Origin of the sequence: Peptostreptococcus sp. D1 (genome assembly GCF_900112955.1) — a bacterium.
Taxonomy (GTDB): domain Bacteria; phylum Bacillota; class Clostridia; order Peptostreptococcales; family Peptostreptococcaceae; genus Peptostreptococcus.
Genome location: NZ_FONP01000001.1, coordinates 548529 through 566412 on the forward strand (window position 1 = coordinate 548529; position 17884 = coordinate 566412).

Genomic DNA, 17884 nt, shown 5'->3' on the forward strand with positions numbered 1-17884 from the left:
TCATTTACCATTAGCTTTATTATATTACATTTTGAACTAACAGTCACTTAGATTCTTTATATTAAAGGAAATATTCTGAAAAATATATTATTTCCTCTTTCAAAGCAATAAAAAAACACCAACATTATGCAAATCCTGTCAATAAATTTTCATAATGTCAGTGTAAATTTCTATCCAATAACAAATTATACAGTTATCTCTGCATCATCAATCATTTCAATTCCATCTAACGCCATCTTGACTTCATTTTCCAAAAATTCTACAACCTGCATTGGAGCACATCCAACATAAAGCTCTGGCTTTAACACTTGTAGTATCTCATCCTTTGTTATTCCAAATTCTGAGTCATTTGCTATTCTATCAATCAAGTCGTTTTCTTTGCCTTCTACCTTTACCATTCTAGCAGCTTCCAAGGAGTGTACTCTTATCCTTTCATGAAGCTCCTGTCTATTTCCACCTCTCTTAACGGAATCCATCATTATGTTTTCAGTTGCCATAAAAGGTAGCTCTTTCATCAATCTCTGTTCAATAACCTTTGGATAAACAACTAGTCCATCACTTACATTTGAACACAGATTTAGCACTGCATCAATCGCCAAAAATGCTTCAGGTACAGATATTCTCTTATTTGCAGAATCATCAAGTGTTCTCTCAAACCATTGTCCTGAAACAGTCATTGCAGGATTTATCATGTCTGCTATTACGTATCTTGAAAGTGATGCAATTCTTTCACTTCTCATTGGATTACGCTTATATGCCATAGCAGAGGAGCCAATCTGATTTTTTTCAAATGGCTCTTCGATTTCTTTCAAATGCTGTAGCAATCTGATATCATTAGAGAATTTTGTTGCAGACTGAGCAATACCAGCCAATATATTCACCACCTGGCTGTCTATCTTTCTAGAATACGTCTGACCAGTTATGGCAAATACGTCTTCGTATCCCATCTTGTTTGCTACAGTCTTATCTAGATTTTTAACCTTTTCAAAATCACCATCAAATAATTCCAAAAATGAAGCCTGAGTTCCAGTAGTTCCTTTTGCACCTCTCAGTCTTTTTCTCTGTAAAAAATCATTCAGAGCTTCGAGATCTAACAAAAAATCTTGAATCCATAAAGTAGCCCTTTTTCCAACAGTTGTTGGTTGAGCTGGCTGATAATGAGTAAACCCTAATGTCGGTAATGATTTATATTCATCAGCAAATTTTGATAGTGTCAAAATAACTTTTGCCAATCTCTTCCTTACCAGCTCAAGAGCCTCATACATAATTATCAAGTCAGTGTTATCTCCTACAAAGCAAGATGTAGCGCCCAAATGTATGATTCCTGACGCCTTTGGGCACTGAACACCATAGGCATAAACGTGACTCATGACATCATGTCTAACCTCTTTTTCTCTTGCCTTTGCGACATCATAATTTATATCGTCCTTAAAACTCTTTAACTCGTCTATCTGTTCTTGTGTAATATCAAGACCTAACTCCATTTCGGTTTCTGCCAATGCTATCCACAGCCTTCTCCAAGTCTTAAATTTCTTGTCAGGAGAAAATAATTCCTGCATTTCCTTACTTGCATACCTAGATGTAAGTGGTGATTCATACGTATTTTTCATCAAAAGCCTCCATAATCTACAAAACATATTTCTAAAAGATGCAGATAAAATTGAATATCTGCATCTTTTTATTTTTCTATAATAATTTATGTGCTAACCCATTGACTAAGGCATAACTATATATTGTTCTCTTTCAGGACCAACTGAAACATATTTTATCTTACAGGCTACAGCCTCTTCAATATACTTAATATAGTCTATTGCCTCTTTTGGAAGCTCTTCTAGCTCTCTACAATCAGAAATATCCTTCATCCAACCTTTTCTATACTCATAAACTGGTTCTGCTTTGAATAATTTTTCTCCAATCGGAAATTCTGATAATTTTTCTCCATTGTATGTATATCCCACACAAACAGGAATTTCTTCCAAATATGAAAGAACATCCAATTTAGTGAGTGCTATTTCATCGGAGCCCTGAGCTCTTACACCATATCTTGATGCAAGTATATCAAACCCACCAACTCTTCTCGGTCTTCCTGTAGCAGCACCGTATTCATTTCCAGCTTTTCTAAGCTCCTCTGCTTTTTCTCCAAACATCTCTGCAGTAAATGGTCCTTCACCAACACAAGTTGAATAAGCCTTCATAATACCTATTGATTTTGTCAATTTTAAGTTTGGAACTCCAGCACCTATTGGAGCATACGGAGCAATTGTAGAAGATGACGATGTAAAAGGATAAATTCCAAAATCAATGTCTCTCAATGCGCCCAGCTGTGCCTCGAACATTATATTTTTTCCATTTTTATTAGCCTCATTTAAATATACACCAGTATCACAAACAAATTTCTTAGCTATATCACCATACTCTTTTAGATATGACCACATTTCATCAAAGCATATAGGCTCCTGACCATAGCCCTTTTCAATCATCAAATTCTTCCATTCGATAATTCCTTTAAGTCTAGATTTTAGATCTTCCTCGCTGTCAAGAAGCTCCCCCATTCTCAGACCTTTTTTCATATATTTATCTCCATACACCGGAGCTATACCTCTCTTTGTAGAACCGTACTTAGCATCAGCCAATCTTTCCTCTTCTAAGCAATCTTGCTGTACATGATAAGGCATTACTATTACTGCTCTATCGCTTATCTTTAAGTTATCTGGTGATATTTCAATTCCCGAATCAATAAGCTTATTCATTTCATTTACCAAGTGCTTTATGTCAATTACAACACCATTACCTATTACATTGACAACATCTGAACGTAAAATTCCAGAAGGTAGAAGATTAAGTATAAACCTTCCTCTCTCATTAACTACTGTATGACCTGCGTTGTTTCCTCCTTGATATCTAACTACAATATCATAGTCTTCTGAAAGCAGGTCTACCATTCTTCCCTTACCTTCATCTCCCCAATTTATTCCTGTAATCGCTGTTAACATAATATACGTCCTTTCCATACCTCATGAAAATATTTTGTAACCAAATACTATGATTCATTGAGCTAATCCAATTGAAGCATAGCTATGAGTGCACTAATTTGAATGATCATTTCCACTATTATTTCAAAAAAAATCGTGTCCTATATGGATATGAAATTTTATATTGCAACAAACAAAATTTCCCACAAGAACACTGCCTATTACCAATAAATTATATCACGTCAAGGGTAAATTAGTAAAGAGCAAATTGCGAATAATTTTAAATACGTTAAATTATATGTTCGTATTTTAAAACTCGCACAATCTATTTTAAAGAATGTGCGAGTCAAGAGTAATATATGCTTTAGCCATCTAGCATCAATTCTATTTATTTTCAAGTATATATTTTTCCGCCGCATGAACAGCTATAGCACCGTCTGCAGCTGCTGTTATAACCTGTCTTAAAGATTTTTGTCTTATATCTCCAACAGCATAAATTCCTGGAACACTAGTTTCACAATCCTCATTCGTAATTACATATCCCTGTGGATTTAATTCAACCAAATCCTTAACTAGATCAGAAGTAGGAATACCTCCTATTGCAACGAATAATCCGTCAATGTCTAATCTTCTTTCTTCTCCATTATTTTTATCTACTGTAGTAATATATTCAAGCTTATCTTGACCTGCAATATCCTTGATTGTGCTATTTAATACTGGCTCAACACCTGATTCAAATAATCTAGTCTGTAGAGTTTTATTCGCTCTAAATTCATCTCTTCTGTGAATAATATATACCTTCGATGCGATTCTTGATAAATATAGGGCATCTTCAACCGCAGTATCTCCACCACCGTTTACAGCTACCACCTTATTTCTGTAGAAGCCACCATCACATATAGCACAATATCCAATTCCCCTTCCAGTTAATTTTTCTTCATTATCAATTCCCAATTTTCTCGACGTAGAACCCATCGATAAAATCACAGTTCTAGTTAAAAATTCATCATTTCCAGATATCAATTTTTTTAACCCATTCTCTAATACTTCTATTGAGTCAACTCCTTTATATTCTATCTCTGCACCAAATTTCTTGGCATGCTCAAGCATCTTATTTGATAGCTCTATTCCATTTGTATCTGGTAAGGCAGGGAAGTTTTCAATTTCGCTAGTTGAAACCATCTGACCACCATGAAAATTCTTTTCTAGTATCAACGTCTTCAGCTGCGCTCTTCCACCATATATCCCCGCAGTCATTCCACCTGGTCCACTTCCAACAATAATTATATCATAAATTTGTCTATCACTCATTTTTCTACCTCCAAAGCAACTAATTTTATATTATATAGATCAATATGTTCCACAACTTTTTATATTCTATAACTAAATTATACCCTTTTTTAGCATATAGAACACACTTATTTATAAACTTTCATCAGGTCCCAAGCTGCCCTGCTCATAAATGTATAGCTTGTTTGAGTATTTTTTATAGGCTGATACGATTTCATTTATGTATTTCCAACTTAACTCAATATGATCCCACATTGAAAACAGACTCTTATCAGAATCCATACAAGCTTTTATCAGTCTTTCATAGGCTTCAGGTGTATTCATTCTATTTTCCAAAATACAGCTCTGACAAAAATCCATACTTACCTCTTGAATGCTGTTTTCAGTTCCCGGCTTTTTAATATTAAAATCAAATTTTACACCTTCATCAGGCTGAATTTTTATTACCAATGTATTTCCTTTTTCTCTATTGTCAATAGCTTTGAAATTTATCACTACTTCACTTTCACGTCTTTCCAGCTTTTTTCCAGTTCTCAGAATAAATGGAACACCATTCCACCTATCATTTTGTATTTCAAGCTTCATAGACACAAACGTTTCAGTTTTAGAATCCTTGGATACTTTTGATTCCTCTAAATAGCCTTTATACTGACCCATAACTATACTTTCATCAATTTTACGAAAATCAATTCTTTTCAAGGATTTAAATACTTCGCTCTGAGAAGCCTTTATAGAGGTGCTGGAAAAATCAGCTGGTTTTTCCATTGCCACAATCGACATTATTTGAAACAGGTGGTTTTGAATCATATCTGCCAATGCCCCACTCTTGTCATAATATCCACCTCTGCTATCCACTCCAAGTGTTTCATATGCATTAATTTCAACACTTTCAATAAAATCCTTATTCCATATACCATAAAAAACAGCATTCGAAAATCTCAAAGTCATAATATTTATAATCATCTCTTTCCCAAGATAGTGATCTATATGAAATATGTTTTTGTCTGAAAAATAGGTTTTCAAATTAAAATATAGCTTCTCAGCAAGTTCCAAGGTTTCTCCAAATGGTTTTTCAATCATGACCTTTGCATCGTTCGTCAAATTTGACAATTTCAATCCGTCGGTTATAGGAGTAAACAATTGAGGAGATACAGCATAGTAGTAAATCAAGCTGTCTGTGTTGATATTTGATTTTCCTAAAAATTCTCCCAAACCATCATACATCTCGATATCGTTCATATCCATCTCATAATAATGTATCATATCTAAAAAAAGCTCTACTTTTTCTTCAGTATGACCAACTCTGGAAAATTTAATAATCCAGTCCTTTATTATAGCTCTATATTGGTGATTTGTGAAGCTTCTCCTACCAACACCAACTATTTTAAAGCCGTCTTCCAATTGATTAAGGCTGTATAAATTAAATAGCGAGGGAAATAATTTTCTATATGCCAAATCTCCAGTTCCACCGAATATAATTATTCCTTTAGTTTTCATTATTCCATTCATTATGATGTACCCCCTTTTTGTCGATTCTCTCAAAGGTATGGGCTCCAAAATAATCCCTCTGAGCCTGAATCAAATTGGCACTACTATTTCCATTTGAATAAGAATAAATATATCCCAAAGCCGAATTCATGGCATTTGCTGGAATCCCAAGAGCCACTACTTTAGACATCAATTCTCTAAAATCATCTATTCTTTTTCTTATTTCTTCTGAGAATATATCTGTGAATATCAAATTATCTATATCTCCAGCTCTCAAAAAAGCATCAGAAATATCATTTAAAAATCTTGCTCTAATTATACATCCACCCCTAAATATTTTTGCTATTTCAGAAAAATTCAATCTCCAACCATATTCCTTTTGAGCAGACAGTAGCAATTTAAAGCCTTGAGCGTATGCTACTATCTTTGAGATGTAAAGTGAGTTTTTTACAAGTCTCACAAGTAATTCTCTATCTATTGTACTCGCATCGATATTTTTGAATTGACCATTATAAACACCCAAGCTTCTACCAAATAATTCTTCTCCAATTTTTCTCTCATCCTTTAGATTAGACATAAATCTGGCATTAAGAGCTGATGTTATTACAGAAATATCCACTCCAAGATTGATGGCTTCCAAATTTGTCCACTTACCAGTTCCCTTCTGATACGCCTTATCCAAAATTTTGTCCAGTAAATAGTCATCTCCGTCTTTTTCTCCAAGTATATTTGAAGTTATTTCAATCAAATAACTTTCTAATTCTCCCTTATTCCAATCCTTGAAAGCCTCTTGTATCTCTTTATTATCCATTTTTCCCAAATTTTTAAGAATCCAATATGCCTCACTAATAAGCTGCATATCAGCATATTCTATTCCATTATGTACCATCTTTAAATAATGACCCGCTCCGTCTTCGGAAATGTATCTGCAACAAGGTTCACCATAAGCCTTTGCCGAAATACGTTCAAGCATTTCGCTCACATAATCATACACATCTTTTTTTCCACCTGGCATAATAGCAGGTCCAAACCGTGCGCCTTCTTCTCCTCCAGATATCCCAACTCCAATAAAATTAATCCTTCTTTCGCTCAGCTCCTTCGTTCTTCTGATAGTATCTTTAAAATATGAATTTCCACCATCGATTATTATGTCACCCTCCTCGATATAATCTAATAGCTGTTGAATCATTGAATCAACAGGCTGTCCAGATTTTACCATAATAAAAACTCTTCTAGGTTTTTCAAGAGAGCCTACAAACTCCTCTAGCGAATATGTTGGATATATATTTTCTCCAGAGTATTCTCTTTTTGCCGTATCAACAACTGCTATAGTTCTATTAAATATCGAAACCCTGTATCCATTATCTGCAAAATTGAATGCCAAATTTTTTCCCATTACCGATAATCCAATTACACCTATATTATTTTTCATAATTTTTCTCCTATCTAAACAAATATTTTTTATACGTTATTGTTATTTACATCATGTCATTTTTTAAATTGTATTAAAAAACCTAAAACACATTAAAAGCTTTTCTCAATTATATGATACACTTTTTTATATGCTTTCAATCACAAAACCTATTTTGCAGGTTAATTCATTTTTTTGTAAAAAACATCATTCTTTAAAACAATCCAAAATATAAAAAGAGCTTGCAGCATCCGACAGTATTTTTCACGGAATATGCAAGCTCTTCTGTGTAAGCATCTGCGTAGAAGCTTACATAATAGAGATATCGTTCACTCTATTATATTTGTTTTTAGGCATATCATTATGAACTTAGCTACATTATATCATAATTTTCATTTTATAGCAAAGTGATTGTTATTTTCTACCCGTAGATCCTACTCCACCTAATCTCATATCCGAAGCAGGCATATCATCATCAGCTGTGAGATATTTGATGAATATTCCTTGAATAACTCTTTCTCCAGCCTTTATAACAACCTCTTTATCAGTTAAATTTCTTAGCATAAAGCCAATATTCCCATCATTGTCGGGATTTGAGTAATAATCCGAATCGATAATACCCGTAGTATTAGCCAACACCAAGCCTCTTTTCATACCGATTGAGCTTCTGACATGAGTTGTTAAAACTTCATCTTCCAGCATATATGACTTTATATCTGTAAATATTACACCAGAATTGCCTCTCGGAGGAATAACTATATCGACTGGTGTAACTATATCATATCCTGCCGATTTTGAAGTACCTCTTACAGGTAAATTTATTTCTAAATCTGGATGCTTTCTAAATTTATCATCCACTAATTCAAAGCCTCTAACCATATTTCTACCTTCAATCTATGCTCTTAAAGCCTGAGCCATTTCTTTTGCTAGCTGTCTTAAAGCTTCAATATCTTCATCTTTAGCAGTACCCTTTGTTTCAACTATTGTTGGTAGCACTTCAAAATTACCACCTTCAGAAGCAAATTCAGAAAGCTCCTTAACAGCTCCACCACTCCATCCATAGGAACCAAATATACCAAGTATATGATTATTAATCTTGTTCATCTTCAAAGTATACAACAGCTGATTCATATTAGGATAAACTGAGTTATTATAAGTACAGCTACCAAGAATAACGCCTTTATATTTCCATATTTCACTCAAAATATATGAATCATGTGTCTTTGAAACGTCAAATATTTTTACGTTTTTTATACCTTCTTCAGCAAGGAATCTAGCTAGAATATCTGCCATTTTTTCAGTATTTCCATACATTGAACCATATACGACTACCACACCTTCTTCGTTTATTTGATTGGCATACCTCACATATTCTTCAATTATCCTTTCTGGATTTGTTCTCCACACAATACCGTGAACAGGGCAAATCACCTTTACATCAAGATTTCTTACTTTTTCCAATGCTTTTACAGCTTGCTTTGAGTATTTCCCAACTATATTTGAATAATATCTTCTCATTTCATCTTGGAAGAAATCAAAATTCATTTCGTCATCAAAAATAGTTCCATTCAACGCTCCGAATCCGCCGAAAATATCTTGTGAAAACAATATCTTATCATTTGGCTCATAGCTTACCATAGATTCAGGCCAGTGAACCATTGGAGTATTTACAAAAGTAAGCCTTCGTCTACCTAGCTCTAGTACATCTCCATCTTTGACTTCCAAGAAATTATCCCCTATCTCAATATCAAGATAGTCACTTATCATTCCTCTTGCTTTTTTGTTTCCAACTAAAACGACATCGGGATATAGCTCTCTAACAGTCTTAATGCATCCAGAATGATCTGGCTCCATATGATGAATCACCAAGTAATCCAACTTTTTACCATTTAAATTATCCTTCAACGAATCGATAAATCCATCCACTTTTGTAATCTTTACGGTATCCATAAGTGCTGTTTTTTCATCCACTATCAGGTAAGAGTTGTAAGAAACACCCTGTGGAAGTGGCCACATATTCTCAAATAAATTTGTTTCTCTATCATTTACTCCCATGTAAAATAAATCTTTTAATATTTCTACTGAAACTGTATTCATTAATACTCTCCTTTCAATTCCATGCTCTATAGCTTATGTGAATTAATAAATAAATGCGATCTCACTTAATTTACATTATACAATAGAATGAACACATTATACAACACAAAATATAGATACTCTATATGCTTCTTACTTGCTTAAAACATTGTAATTATAGCAATCTCAACCTCAAGCTGGGATTATCATTGTCAAAATCGGACGAATATATATAACCACATCTCATTCACAAATTTGGATTGCTATAAATCTTTTTTTTCAAGGCATTTGAAGCAGTTAGCTGTATGCAGATGCTGATATTGACAACACCAATGCATAGAATAATAGTATCACTAAACAAATTTAAAATACCAAAATTGATAGTAGATATTATGTATTTTATGTACAGATTTGTTTTTATTTTTTTTAGTACATATACACAAATGAAATATTCAGCCAAATCAAGAAATGGATATAATGGCTTCTTTACATCATGCAAAACATTTGGAAATATCATGAGTAGCCTATTTGTTTCATCACTGCAAAAACTTGAGCTATACAACAGATCAATGGATTCCAGATGCTACACTGGCAGATTGAATTTTTATGAAACAGAAATAAAGGCAGATTTTTCAAGTTTATTATAAAAAAATATTTTAGAATGGAGGTAAAAAATGTATAATAGTAGAGAAAGGAAAGCAATTATTTTTACACTCGCAATTACATTTATATTACTTATGTTTCCTGATTCAAATGCAATGTACATTATGGAGGGATACCTTCTACCAATGTTTTGTATTTCCTGGAGTGTTGTCTGTCTAGCATTTTTGGCACATTGTAGATTGAAGACATTGGGAGCAAGTATATTCTCAATGACTATAGCCGGACCTTTTGTCACATACGGCATTTATTATATCTGCAAAAAAGCAAAAATAAATAATCATATATCAAATTTTTTTGCAGCTGCCCTCGGCGACCTGATTACATATTGCGTAACTAGAAAATCTCCTGTTTTGTGTTCAAACCGGAATTGGAGTTGGAATAATTGCTTTTTTCATGGGTAGATTTGTAGAAAGGACTCATCAAAAGAAACTTTCTGAAGAAAAAATAAAATAAACATAAAGTAAGGTAGAATAACATGAAAATAAACATAGTTTCACACATAGGAGCAGGTGGAAATACAGGGAAAAAAACTCTAAAAAGCCTATTGGAATACTGCGACAAAAAATCCATTTCGTACTCGGTAAATATTTCTGAATATAAGGGTCACACCATTGAGCTGGTAAAAAAGCTATCGACTGAGAATGAAAAGCTTGTGCTAATTGGTGGAGATGGAACTCTCCACGAAGCAGTTAATGCACTTAAAATGATTGACAGCAAAAAACCAATAGCGTATTTACCAAGCGGCATAGGTAATGATTTTGCCAGAGAACTAAAAATAACCTCCAATCCTGAGAAATTTATAGATTCACTTTTAAAGCTAGAAGCGCCTGAAGAATTGGAAATAATCAAATTTACAAATCTTAATTCTGATAATGTTGGCTATTCAATAAACAGTATTGGATTTGGTATTGATGCAATTATAATATATCTAAGTAGTGTCAGCACAGGAAAAAGCCTATTAAAAAAAATGGGTCTTGGCAAACTATCATATTTCCACTATATTGTAAGTGCAGTTAGAAAGCACAAAAATTTTGACGTAGCCTTGGAAATTAATAATAAGGAGTATAGGTTTGACAACTGTATACTCGCTTTAGTAACCAATCATCCATATTTTGGTGGTGGGGTTAAAATAGATCCACACTCAACAAGCAATAACAATGAGCTTGGGTTTGTTGTGGCAAATGAAATAAAGTTTACTGACCTTGTTATGATTCTATATAGAATACTTAAATTTGGAGATCATTTCGAAAGATATGAAAAAATAAATAGGCTTGGTTCAGCCTCGATGATTGTAAAAACAAGAGTTCCACAATATATACAAGCAGACGGAGAATCACAATCACCTGAAATAATAAATATGAAATTCGAACTTGAAAAATATCCGTTTTGGATATGCAGGTAATTTGATATACAAAGTGAAAATAACACTATATGAAAAGTTGATTTCGATCTAAAAATAATTATAAAATTATAACAAAAAAGTTCTATACAAAAAAGTATCCACATTCATTTTCATACCTTAGAATGTAGGATACTTCTTGCATAGAACTACTTTCGAGTCATAAATACTCTCAAATCAAACCTATTTTCTTTCATCATGTATAAATTTATCGTCTAAAATCTTCTCTTGTATATTCTAGGGCTAAACAATATCAGTATAGGAAATATTTCAAGTCTTCCAAGTAGCATATCTATTGACAGCACAATTTTCGAAAAGCTTGAAAACATTGAAAAGCTTCCAACCGGACCAACTAAGCTACCCAATCCAGGACCAACATTATTAATACATGTTATAACAGATGTTATTGATGTCTCAAAATCAAATCCATTTATTGATATCAGCAGAAATGAAAACAAAATAAGCATAAAATATATCATTATATATCCAGATACACTTCTGATTACATTATTTTCAACTATTTTTCCATCTACCTTTACATTTGAAACCGATCTTGGGTGTATTATCTTTTTCAATTCTATTCTCATGTGCTTTGCAATAATAATAATTCTTGAAACCTTTATGCCACCTCCAGTAGAACCAGCACAGGCTCCAACTATCATCAAAATCAAAAGAATTGATTTTGAAAATTGTGGCCATAAATTAAAATCAGTATTCATAAATCCAGTAGTAGTGATAATGGATGCAACTTGAAACGCTGAATATCTCAAGGAATCTGAAATAGAGTTATACATATTGTATACATTGATTGATATCAATAGTGTCGACACTATTATTATCGCCAAATATACTCTCAGCTCTTCACTTCTAACTATCCTATTAAAATTATTTAAAATTGCTAAATAAAATAAATTAAAGTTTATTCCAAACAATACCATAAAAATTGTAACAACCCAGTCTATATATGCACTTTGGTAATAACCTACACTAGCAGATTTTATTGAAAATCCTCCAGTTCCAGCTGTTGCAAAGGCATGAACAATGCTGTCATAGAGAGGCATTTTGCCTATCATCAGCAATACAACCTCCAATCCTGTCAATCCAATATAGATAATGTACAGTAATTTTGCTGTCTGCTTTGCCTTTGGAACTAATTTATCAACAGTTGGACCAGGAACTTCGGCTTTCATAATACTCATTGAGTTTCTACCTGCAAGAGGTATGATTGCCATAACGAACACCAATACCCCCATTCCACCTATCCAATGAGTGAATGCTCTCCAAAACAATATTCCTTTGGAAAGAGATTCTATATCTGTCAATATTGTCGATCCCGTTGTAGTAAACCCTGAAACAGTCTCAAAAAATGCATCTACGAAGCTTGGAATTGAACCCGTTACATAAAAAATGATAGCTCCTATTATCGAAAATATTATCCAAGTTATACCTACGATTATCAATCCATCTTTTGCAAAAATATCTATTTTTTTTGGTTTTTTTCTAGTAAACACCATACCAATAAGAGCAAATGCTATTGCAACTATTGCCATTTTCCCTGCTATTTGATATTCCTTATAAATAATGGATACAAAAACAGGTATGAGCAACAAAAGCCCTTCAATTTTACATATGCTCATCAGAACATATTTCATCATCTCATAATTCATTTTTTTACCTCTACAAAATATTTATCCAAATTTCCACTAAAAACAAAATATAATAAATTCATTTAACTCAATATTTTACAAATATTTTGCTATTTTAGCCATTTTAAAAATACAAAGAATAGGATAAATTTTATTTTATTTGCTCACAATATCGGTAATTTCACTGATATTCAGATTTGAAGTTACTATTATGATATTGTCGCCCTCTTGTATCGTATCATTGCCCTGAGGAATTATCAATGTTCCCTGTCTTACAATACACGCAATCAATAAATCATCTCTTATCTTCATGTCCTTAAGAGGTGTATTTATTATTTTGCATTCTCTACTAACAGTAAATTCGAGAACCTCAATCCTGTTATTTACTATTCTGTATAAATAATTCAATTTACTACCATAAGAATTATTCATTGCTTTTACATATCTTAGTATTATAGCACTAGTCAAATCCTTTGGAGACACGACCGTATCTAGCTGAAAATTATTTGCTAAATCTTTGAACGTTGTGTTACTAACCTTTGTAACGACCTTTGGAATATTTTTTCCATTTGCAAGCATTGAAAGAATGATATTTTCTTCATCTATTCCTGTCAATGAAATAAATGCATCAACATCATCAAACCCTTCTTCTTCCAGTAATTGTATATCTGTTCCATCACCATGTATTACATCGACATTCGGTAATAATTCACCGATTTGTCTACATGATTCTATATCCTTTTCAATTATTTTTATCTTTATATTTATACCTTCCAGACTTTTGCACAAATAGTATGTTATCTTACTTGCACCTATAATCATTACAGTTTTTATTTTTCTTTTCAATCCACCGATTCGCTTTAAAAACAACTCCAAATCCTCGTGTGATGCTGCAATACTTATTTTGTCACCCACCTCTAGCTCTATGTTTCCTTTTGGAATTATCACTGCATCCTTTCTCTGGATTGCACAGATAAGAAATTTGATTTTGTATTCGTTCCTTATCTCATTTAGATTTTTGCCCACAAGTGGTGAGCTTTGATAAATTTTAAATTCCAATAGCTCTATCTTACCCTTTGCAAAGGTTTCTACCTTCAGCGCCGATGGAAATCTGATAATTCTCGATATTTCGTTTGCCGCCACAAATTCTGGATTTATTACCATGCTCAATCCCAAATCATTTTTAATATGATTTAATTGATTGTAATAAAGTGGATTTCTAACTCTGGCAATTGTATTTTTAGCCCCAAATTTCTTTGCAAAAAGACACGAAAACATATTTATTTCATCAGAAGATGTGCAGCCTATAACCAAATCCGCACTATCTATACCAGCTTCCTTTTGTACTTCGTAGTCTATAGCATTACCATTGAAGCAGGCTACATCTTGAAAAGAGTTAATTTTATTAATTACATCCATATTTTGATCTATAACAGTCACATCATGCATATCTTGAGACAGCTCTTCAGAAATTTTTCTTCCGACCTTTCCTCCACCTATAACTACTATCTTCAAAACAAATCCTCCTCAAATATTTTTTAAAAAACAAATTCACAAATATTATTATTTCAATATTTATATCTAATCGTAACCATACTTAATTCTTTCATTAGTGATTATACCATGTAAAGCATATGTTGTATATTAATATCTCTAAATAATTGTTATTTTGTGATTATATCGTTTTTGAGTTTAAAATAATAAATTAATCCATGCAATTCGAAACAAAGTAAATAAAATACTTAAAAATAATCGCTTGGATTTAGAATTTTGAGACCAAAGGTATTGTTATGAAATAAATAAAATATGCTACAGATCAAGCTCAAATGGGCTTGAAACCATAGCATTAAAAATTTTATCAAAGTTTTCCTATAAAGGAGCTCTTTTCCAATTATATTTTATTTTATTACCACAACTATCTCTTTTTGTAAAATTTATCTGATTTTTAAATACGTGATTAACTATTATAGCTATCCTTTTATCAGCATATATCTTAAGAAAATACAGCTAAAAACAAGCAAAGACAAACCTATACATATCTTAATTTTTTTCTCTATATTAGTCAGATAAATATATCCAAAGAAGCTTGTAGCTTGCAAAATATAAATCATAAAAGCTAAACTCTTGTTGTTAGTTATTTTGTTGTTAAATATTAGTGCCATCATGATTGTAGCAATTAAATATAGTAAACCTAAAATTTTTTGAATCATAAACACCTCTTTCCTAGTAACGGCTAACTGATGTAATATATTTATCTATTCTATACACATGTCTCTTCCCTAATCTGTATCTATAACGTTTAACTGTTTCAATCCCAAACTTCAGTCCATGTTTAGAATCATTAGGAATAAATAATGAGCCACCACCCACTAGTGTACTAATAGTTCCGATTACACCACCAGCTGCCTGTGCCCCTGGAACTTTAGCTAATATTAATCCTAGAACACCCCCAACTGTTGCAGTATTTCCTATAGAGTTTTTAAATTCTGCATAAGAAATAAACACCGTACTATAATGCCTGTCTGCATACGTAGTTATATTTGAATCTTGTTCTTCGATAAAAGTTGTTTTATCTGTAATTGACGAATAAATTGAATTATCTGCTTTATTAAAAATCAGATAATTTTCCCCTCCAGTGTTCGTATTATAAATCGTTATTTTTCTCATATTATTATTTTCAATGACTGTGATTTTTTCGGTTATATTTCCAGAATTAACGACTATACTACTATCATCTACTGAAGTTATTTCATAATTTTTTAATTTTTTGTAATAATAATTATCAACTGCATACACCGATGTTGACAGAGTTGTTGACATAATTATCCCTGTAAGTGCGACTACTCTCATTTTTGTTTTTAATTTTTTTCTCATAATCTACAATACCCCTATTATTTTTTTTATTAATAATACTGAATTTAAGTAAAGTACAGATCTAAGTCTCCCTCCTTAGATTTTTTATGTTTCTTATAAATTGCGTCTCACTTAATGTATCTTAACAAAAAATCGAAAAAGCTTATCTAATAGCTTAATTTGAGTCAACTCTTGCTTCTTTAATCTTACTTCTATGAATTTGTTACTCACATTATGTTGATATAGCTTTTTATTTGTTTTATTATATCATTCAAAATAAATATTGGTCAATTTTTTCGTATTTGATATGTTGTTATTTTGTGATAGTGTCAACTTTTTATGGAGTTTTTTCATACTAATTATCAAAGTAGTTAATTTTCATGCTTCCTCTTTTTTATTAGGCTTATGAGTGTGTACGTAATCTTTATCTGCAAATATATAGCTCTTTAACAGCCTTTTGTTCCCTATTTTCGCAAATTGATATATTCTCTTTTCAAGATACTATTCAAAATTTCAGCTTAATTATAAAAAAACATTGTTCAATAACATTCAATTATTTCATAATTTATTGTATAATCTTATATAGTGATAATTTTTTTCGAGGGGGAAGAAATATGAATATAAAAAACAAAATTTCAAATAAGGCTATAGTATTTACAGTTTGTTTATTGATTGGAGGCTCGTTGATGGGATGCTCCAGCAATAACAATGAAGAAAAGGAGGTAAACACTCCAAAGCTTGAAAATTTCATGGATGTTAGAACTGCAAAGATCATTTCAATGCAATCTGCAATGCTGAAATTCACCACAGAAAACAAGGCTGGAAGCATATGCTCTGTCAAGCTTGAGCCTGTAAACGGAAAGTATGTATATACGATTGATGCAATATCGAAAAAGAAAAAAAATGTAATTCTAACAATTGATGCATCAACAGGCAAAATTACAAATACAGAAGAAGCTACATTGGATAGTAGTAAAAAACGTAATTTAATAGATTTCGTTCCAGTCTTAGATCTTGATAAGGCAGCAAAATTCGCTATCTCAAAATCTAAAAACGAAAATGTACAAGTAATATCTTACAAGCTATATTCAAAAAATGGTCAAAATCTATATGAATTTGAGCTTGCCGATGGTACTGTGAAATTCGAAAATGATACTAAAACCGAAAACAAAAATGACAATTCTGAAAAGCAAACTAAAAGCTTCGAAAAAATAACAATTGATGCTGAAACTGGAAAAGTTGTAGATCCAAGCACACTTCAGTCATCATCTGATACATCAATAAATTCAGACACTACACAAGATTCTGGTTCGACATCTACTAGTAGTGATACAAGCTCTCAGGCAGAATAAACAATAATATGAGCTTTTTCAACTTAATCAGTATTGGAGTGGGACTAAGCATGGATGCATTTGCTGTGTCCGTCTGTAAGGGTCTCTGTCAAAAGAAAATGAACTGGAAAAATTCCATCATAATCGGTCTGTTTTTTGGATTTTTTCAAGCTGCAATGCCGATAATAGGATATTTTATAGGTAGTCATTTTTATTCCCTAGTCAGCGGAATAAGCAATTGGATAGCATTTATTTTGCTGACTATCATTGGAATCCAAATGCTTAGAGAATCAAAGGAATCTGTCCAAGAGGAGGTCTGTTGCAATATTTCTGGAATTATGGAAATTGATATCAGGGATATGATAATGCTATCGGTGGCAACCAGCATAGACGCACTAGCAGTTGGATTCTCCTTTGCTCTACTAAATATTAATATTATAAAAGCAGCCTCTGTCATTGGGATACTAACATTTTTCATTTCATCTGCTGGAGTATATATTGGACACAAATTCGGTTCGAGGTACAAAAATACTTCAGAAAAACTTGGTGGAATAATTCTAATAATAATTGGAATAAAAATCTTATTGGAAGGTTTACTTTAAAAAACATACAAGCAAAGACAGCTCGCAATATTTATTTGGGAAATTACCCAAATTTGCGAGCTTCTTCGCTTGTAGCTTATTAATCTGCAACATCATCCTTATCATCTAATACTTCAGCGTTCACTTCTTCTACATAAAGATATTTTGCCCTCA

The 17884-nt window shown here is 32.3% G+C and carries 15 protein-coding genes; 5 read left to right on the top strand and 10 right to left on the bottom strand.

Annotated elements, in window-relative coordinates; all coding sequences use genetic code 11:
* Positions 1-185 precede the first annotated feature (185 nt).
* The 7 genes from purB to BM120_RS02440 all read right to left on the bottom strand — a co-directional run bounded on the left by purB (position 186) and on the right by BM120_RS02440 (position 9258).
* Positions 186-1610, bottom strand: a complete 1425-nt coding sequence (gene purB, locus BM120_RS02410) for an adenylosuccinate lyase (RefSeq protein ID WP_091992914.1) — start codon at positions 1608-1610, stop codon at positions 186-188.
* 105 nt (positions 1611-1715) lie between these two features.
* Entirely contained in the window at positions 1716-2993 is a 1278-nt protein-coding gene (locus BM120_RS02415) for an adenylosuccinate synthase (RefSeq protein WP_091992916.1), read from the bottom strand.
* A gap of 363 nt (positions 2994-3356) precedes the next feature.
* Positions 3357-4283, bottom strand: a complete 927-nt coding sequence (gene trxB / locus BM120_RS02420) for a thioredoxin-disulfide reductase (protein WP_091992917.1) — start codon at positions 4281-4283, stop codon at positions 3357-3359.
* 111 nt (positions 4284-4394) lie between these two features.
* Complete coding sequence (zwf, locus tag BM120_RS02425; RefSeq protein ID WP_242941531.1) at positions 4395-5771, bottom strand: glucose-6-phosphate dehydrogenase; 1377 nt, start codon at positions 5769-5771, stop codon at positions 4395-4397.
* Positions 5749-7182: an NADP-dependent phosphogluconate dehydrogenase gene (gene gndA, locus BM120_RS02430; protein ID WP_091992919.1), complete on the bottom strand. Its 1434-nt coding sequence runs from the start codon at positions 7180-7182 to the stop codon at positions 5749-5751. Before gndA ends, zwf begins: the two co-directional genes overlap by 23 nt.
* Positions 7183-7575: 393 nt before the next feature.
* Complete coding sequence (locus BM120_RS02435; RefSeq protein WP_091992921.1) at positions 7576-8040, bottom strand: dCTP deaminase/dUTPase family protein; 465 nt, start codon at positions 8038-8040, stop codon at positions 7576-7578.
* A gap of 15 nt (positions 8041-8055) precedes the next feature.
* A complete protein-coding gene (locus BM120_RS02440) occupies positions 8056-9258 on the bottom strand; it encodes an FprA family A-type flavoprotein (RefSeq protein ID WP_091992922.1) in 1203 nt (400 codons plus the stop codon).
* A gap of 248 nt (positions 9259-9506) precedes the next feature.
* On the opposite strand from BM120_RS02440, the gene BM120_RS02445 reads away from it, so the two are divergent.
* The 3 genes from BM120_RS02445 to BM120_RS02460 all read left to right on the top strand — a co-directional run bounded on the left by BM120_RS02445 (position 9507) and on the right by BM120_RS02460 (position 11302).
* Positions 9507-9884, top strand: coding sequence for a CbiQ family ECF transporter T component (locus BM120_RS02445; protein ID WP_278335317.1), 378 nt, complete (start codon positions 9507-9509; stop codon positions 9882-9884).
* 27 nt (positions 9885-9911) lie between these two features.
* Positions 9912-10301, top strand: a complete 390-nt coding sequence (locus BM120_RS11250) for an energy-coupling factor ABC transporter permease (RefSeq protein ID WP_143076504.1) — start codon at positions 9912-9914, stop codon at positions 10299-10301.
* A 74-nt stretch (positions 10302-10375) separates the two neighbouring features.
* The gene (locus BM120_RS02460) at positions 10376-11302 is read left to right on the top strand and encodes a diacylglycerol/lipid kinase family protein (protein ID WP_091992926.1); all 927 of its coding nucleotides are present in this window, start codon (positions 10376-10378) and stop codon (positions 11300-11302) included.
* Between the two features lie 212 nt (positions 11303-11514).
* On the opposite strand, the gene BM120_RS02465 is transcribed toward BM120_RS02460, so the two are convergent.
* The 3 genes from BM120_RS02465 to BM120_RS02480 form a co-directional block, all read right to left on the bottom strand.
* Entirely contained in the window at positions 11515-12966 is a 1452-nt protein-coding gene (locus BM120_RS02465; RefSeq protein WP_091992928.1) for a TrkH family potassium uptake protein, read from the bottom strand.
* Between the two features lie 135 nt (positions 12967-13101).
* A complete protein-coding gene (gene trkA, locus BM120_RS02470; protein ID WP_091992929.1) occupies positions 13102-14460 on the bottom strand; it encodes a Trk system potassium transporter TrkA in 1359 nt (452 codons plus the stop codon).
* Positions 14461-15168: 708 nt separating this feature from the next.
* On the bottom strand, positions 15169-15819 hold the full coding sequence (locus BM120_RS02480; RefSeq protein ID WP_091992932.1) for a hypothetical protein: 651 nt from the start codon (positions 15817-15819) through the stop codon (positions 15169-15171).
* A gap of 593 nt (positions 15820-16412) precedes the next feature.
* On the opposite strand from BM120_RS02480, the gene BM120_RS02485 reads away from it, so the two are divergent.
* Together BM120_RS02485 and BM120_RS02490 are read left to right on the top strand one after the other, a co-directional pair.
* Positions 16413-17150, top strand: coding sequence for a PepSY domain-containing protein (locus BM120_RS02485; protein ID WP_091992934.1), 738 nt, complete (start codon positions 16413-16415; stop codon positions 17148-17150).
* An 8-nt stretch (positions 17151-17158) separates the two neighbouring features.
* Positions 17159-17731, top strand: coding sequence for a manganese efflux pump MntP (locus tag BM120_RS02490; RefSeq protein ID WP_091992936.1), 573 nt, complete (start codon positions 17159-17161; stop codon positions 17729-17731).
* Positions 17732-17884: the final 153 nt, after the last annotated feature.

Excerpts from the sequence above, each read along its gene's own strand:
- BM120_RS02485 (WP_091992934.1), top strand. The coding sequence starts at position 16,413 with ATGAATATAAAAAACAAAATTTCAAATAAGGCTATAGTATTTACAGTT.
- BM120_RS02490 (WP_091992936.1), top strand. The coding sequence starts at position 17,159 with ATGAGCTTTTTCAACTTAATCAGTATTGGAGTGGGACTAAGCATGGAT.
- zwf (WP_242941531.1), bottom strand. The coding sequence starts at position 5,771 with ATGAATGGAATAATGAAAACTAAAGGAATAATTATATTCGGTGGAACT.
- BM120_RS02440 (WP_091992922.1), bottom strand. The coding sequence starts at position 9,258 with ATGAATACAGTTTCAGTAGAAATATTAAAAGATTTATTTTACATGGGA.
- gndA (WP_091992919.1), bottom strand. The coding sequence starts at position 7,182 with ATGAAAAATAATATAGGTGTAATTGGATTATCGGTAATGGGAAAAAAT.
- BM120_RS02480 (WP_091992932.1), bottom strand. The coding sequence starts at position 15,819 with ATGAGAAAAAAATTAAAAACAAAAATGAGAGTAGTCGCACTTACAGGG.
- purB (WP_091992914.1), bottom strand. The coding sequence starts at position 1,610 with ATGAAAAATACGTATGAATCACCACTTACATCTAGGTATGCAAGTAAG.
- BM120_RS02465 (WP_091992928.1), bottom strand. The coding sequence starts at position 12,966 with ATGAATTATGAGATGATGAAATATGTTCTGATGAGCATATGTAAAATT.
- BM120_RS02415 (WP_091992916.1), bottom strand. The coding sequence starts at position 2,993 with ATGTTAACAGCGATTACAGGAATAAATTGGGGAGATGAAGGTAAGGGA.
- BM120_RS02435 (WP_091992921.1), bottom strand. The coding sequence starts at position 8,040 with ATGGTTAGAGGCTTTGAATTAGTGGATGATAAATTTAGAAAGCATCCA.
- trxB (WP_091992917.1), bottom strand. The coding sequence starts at position 4,283 with ATGAGTGATAGACAAATTTATGATATAATTATTGTTGGAAGTGGACCA.
- BM120_RS11250 (WP_143076504.1), top strand. The coding sequence starts at position 9,912 with ATGTATAATAGTAGAGAAAGGAAAGCAATTATTTTTACACTCGCAATT.
- BM120_RS02460 (WP_091992926.1), top strand. The coding sequence starts at position 10,376 with ATGAAAATAAACATAGTTTCACACATAGGAGCAGGTGGAAATACAGGG.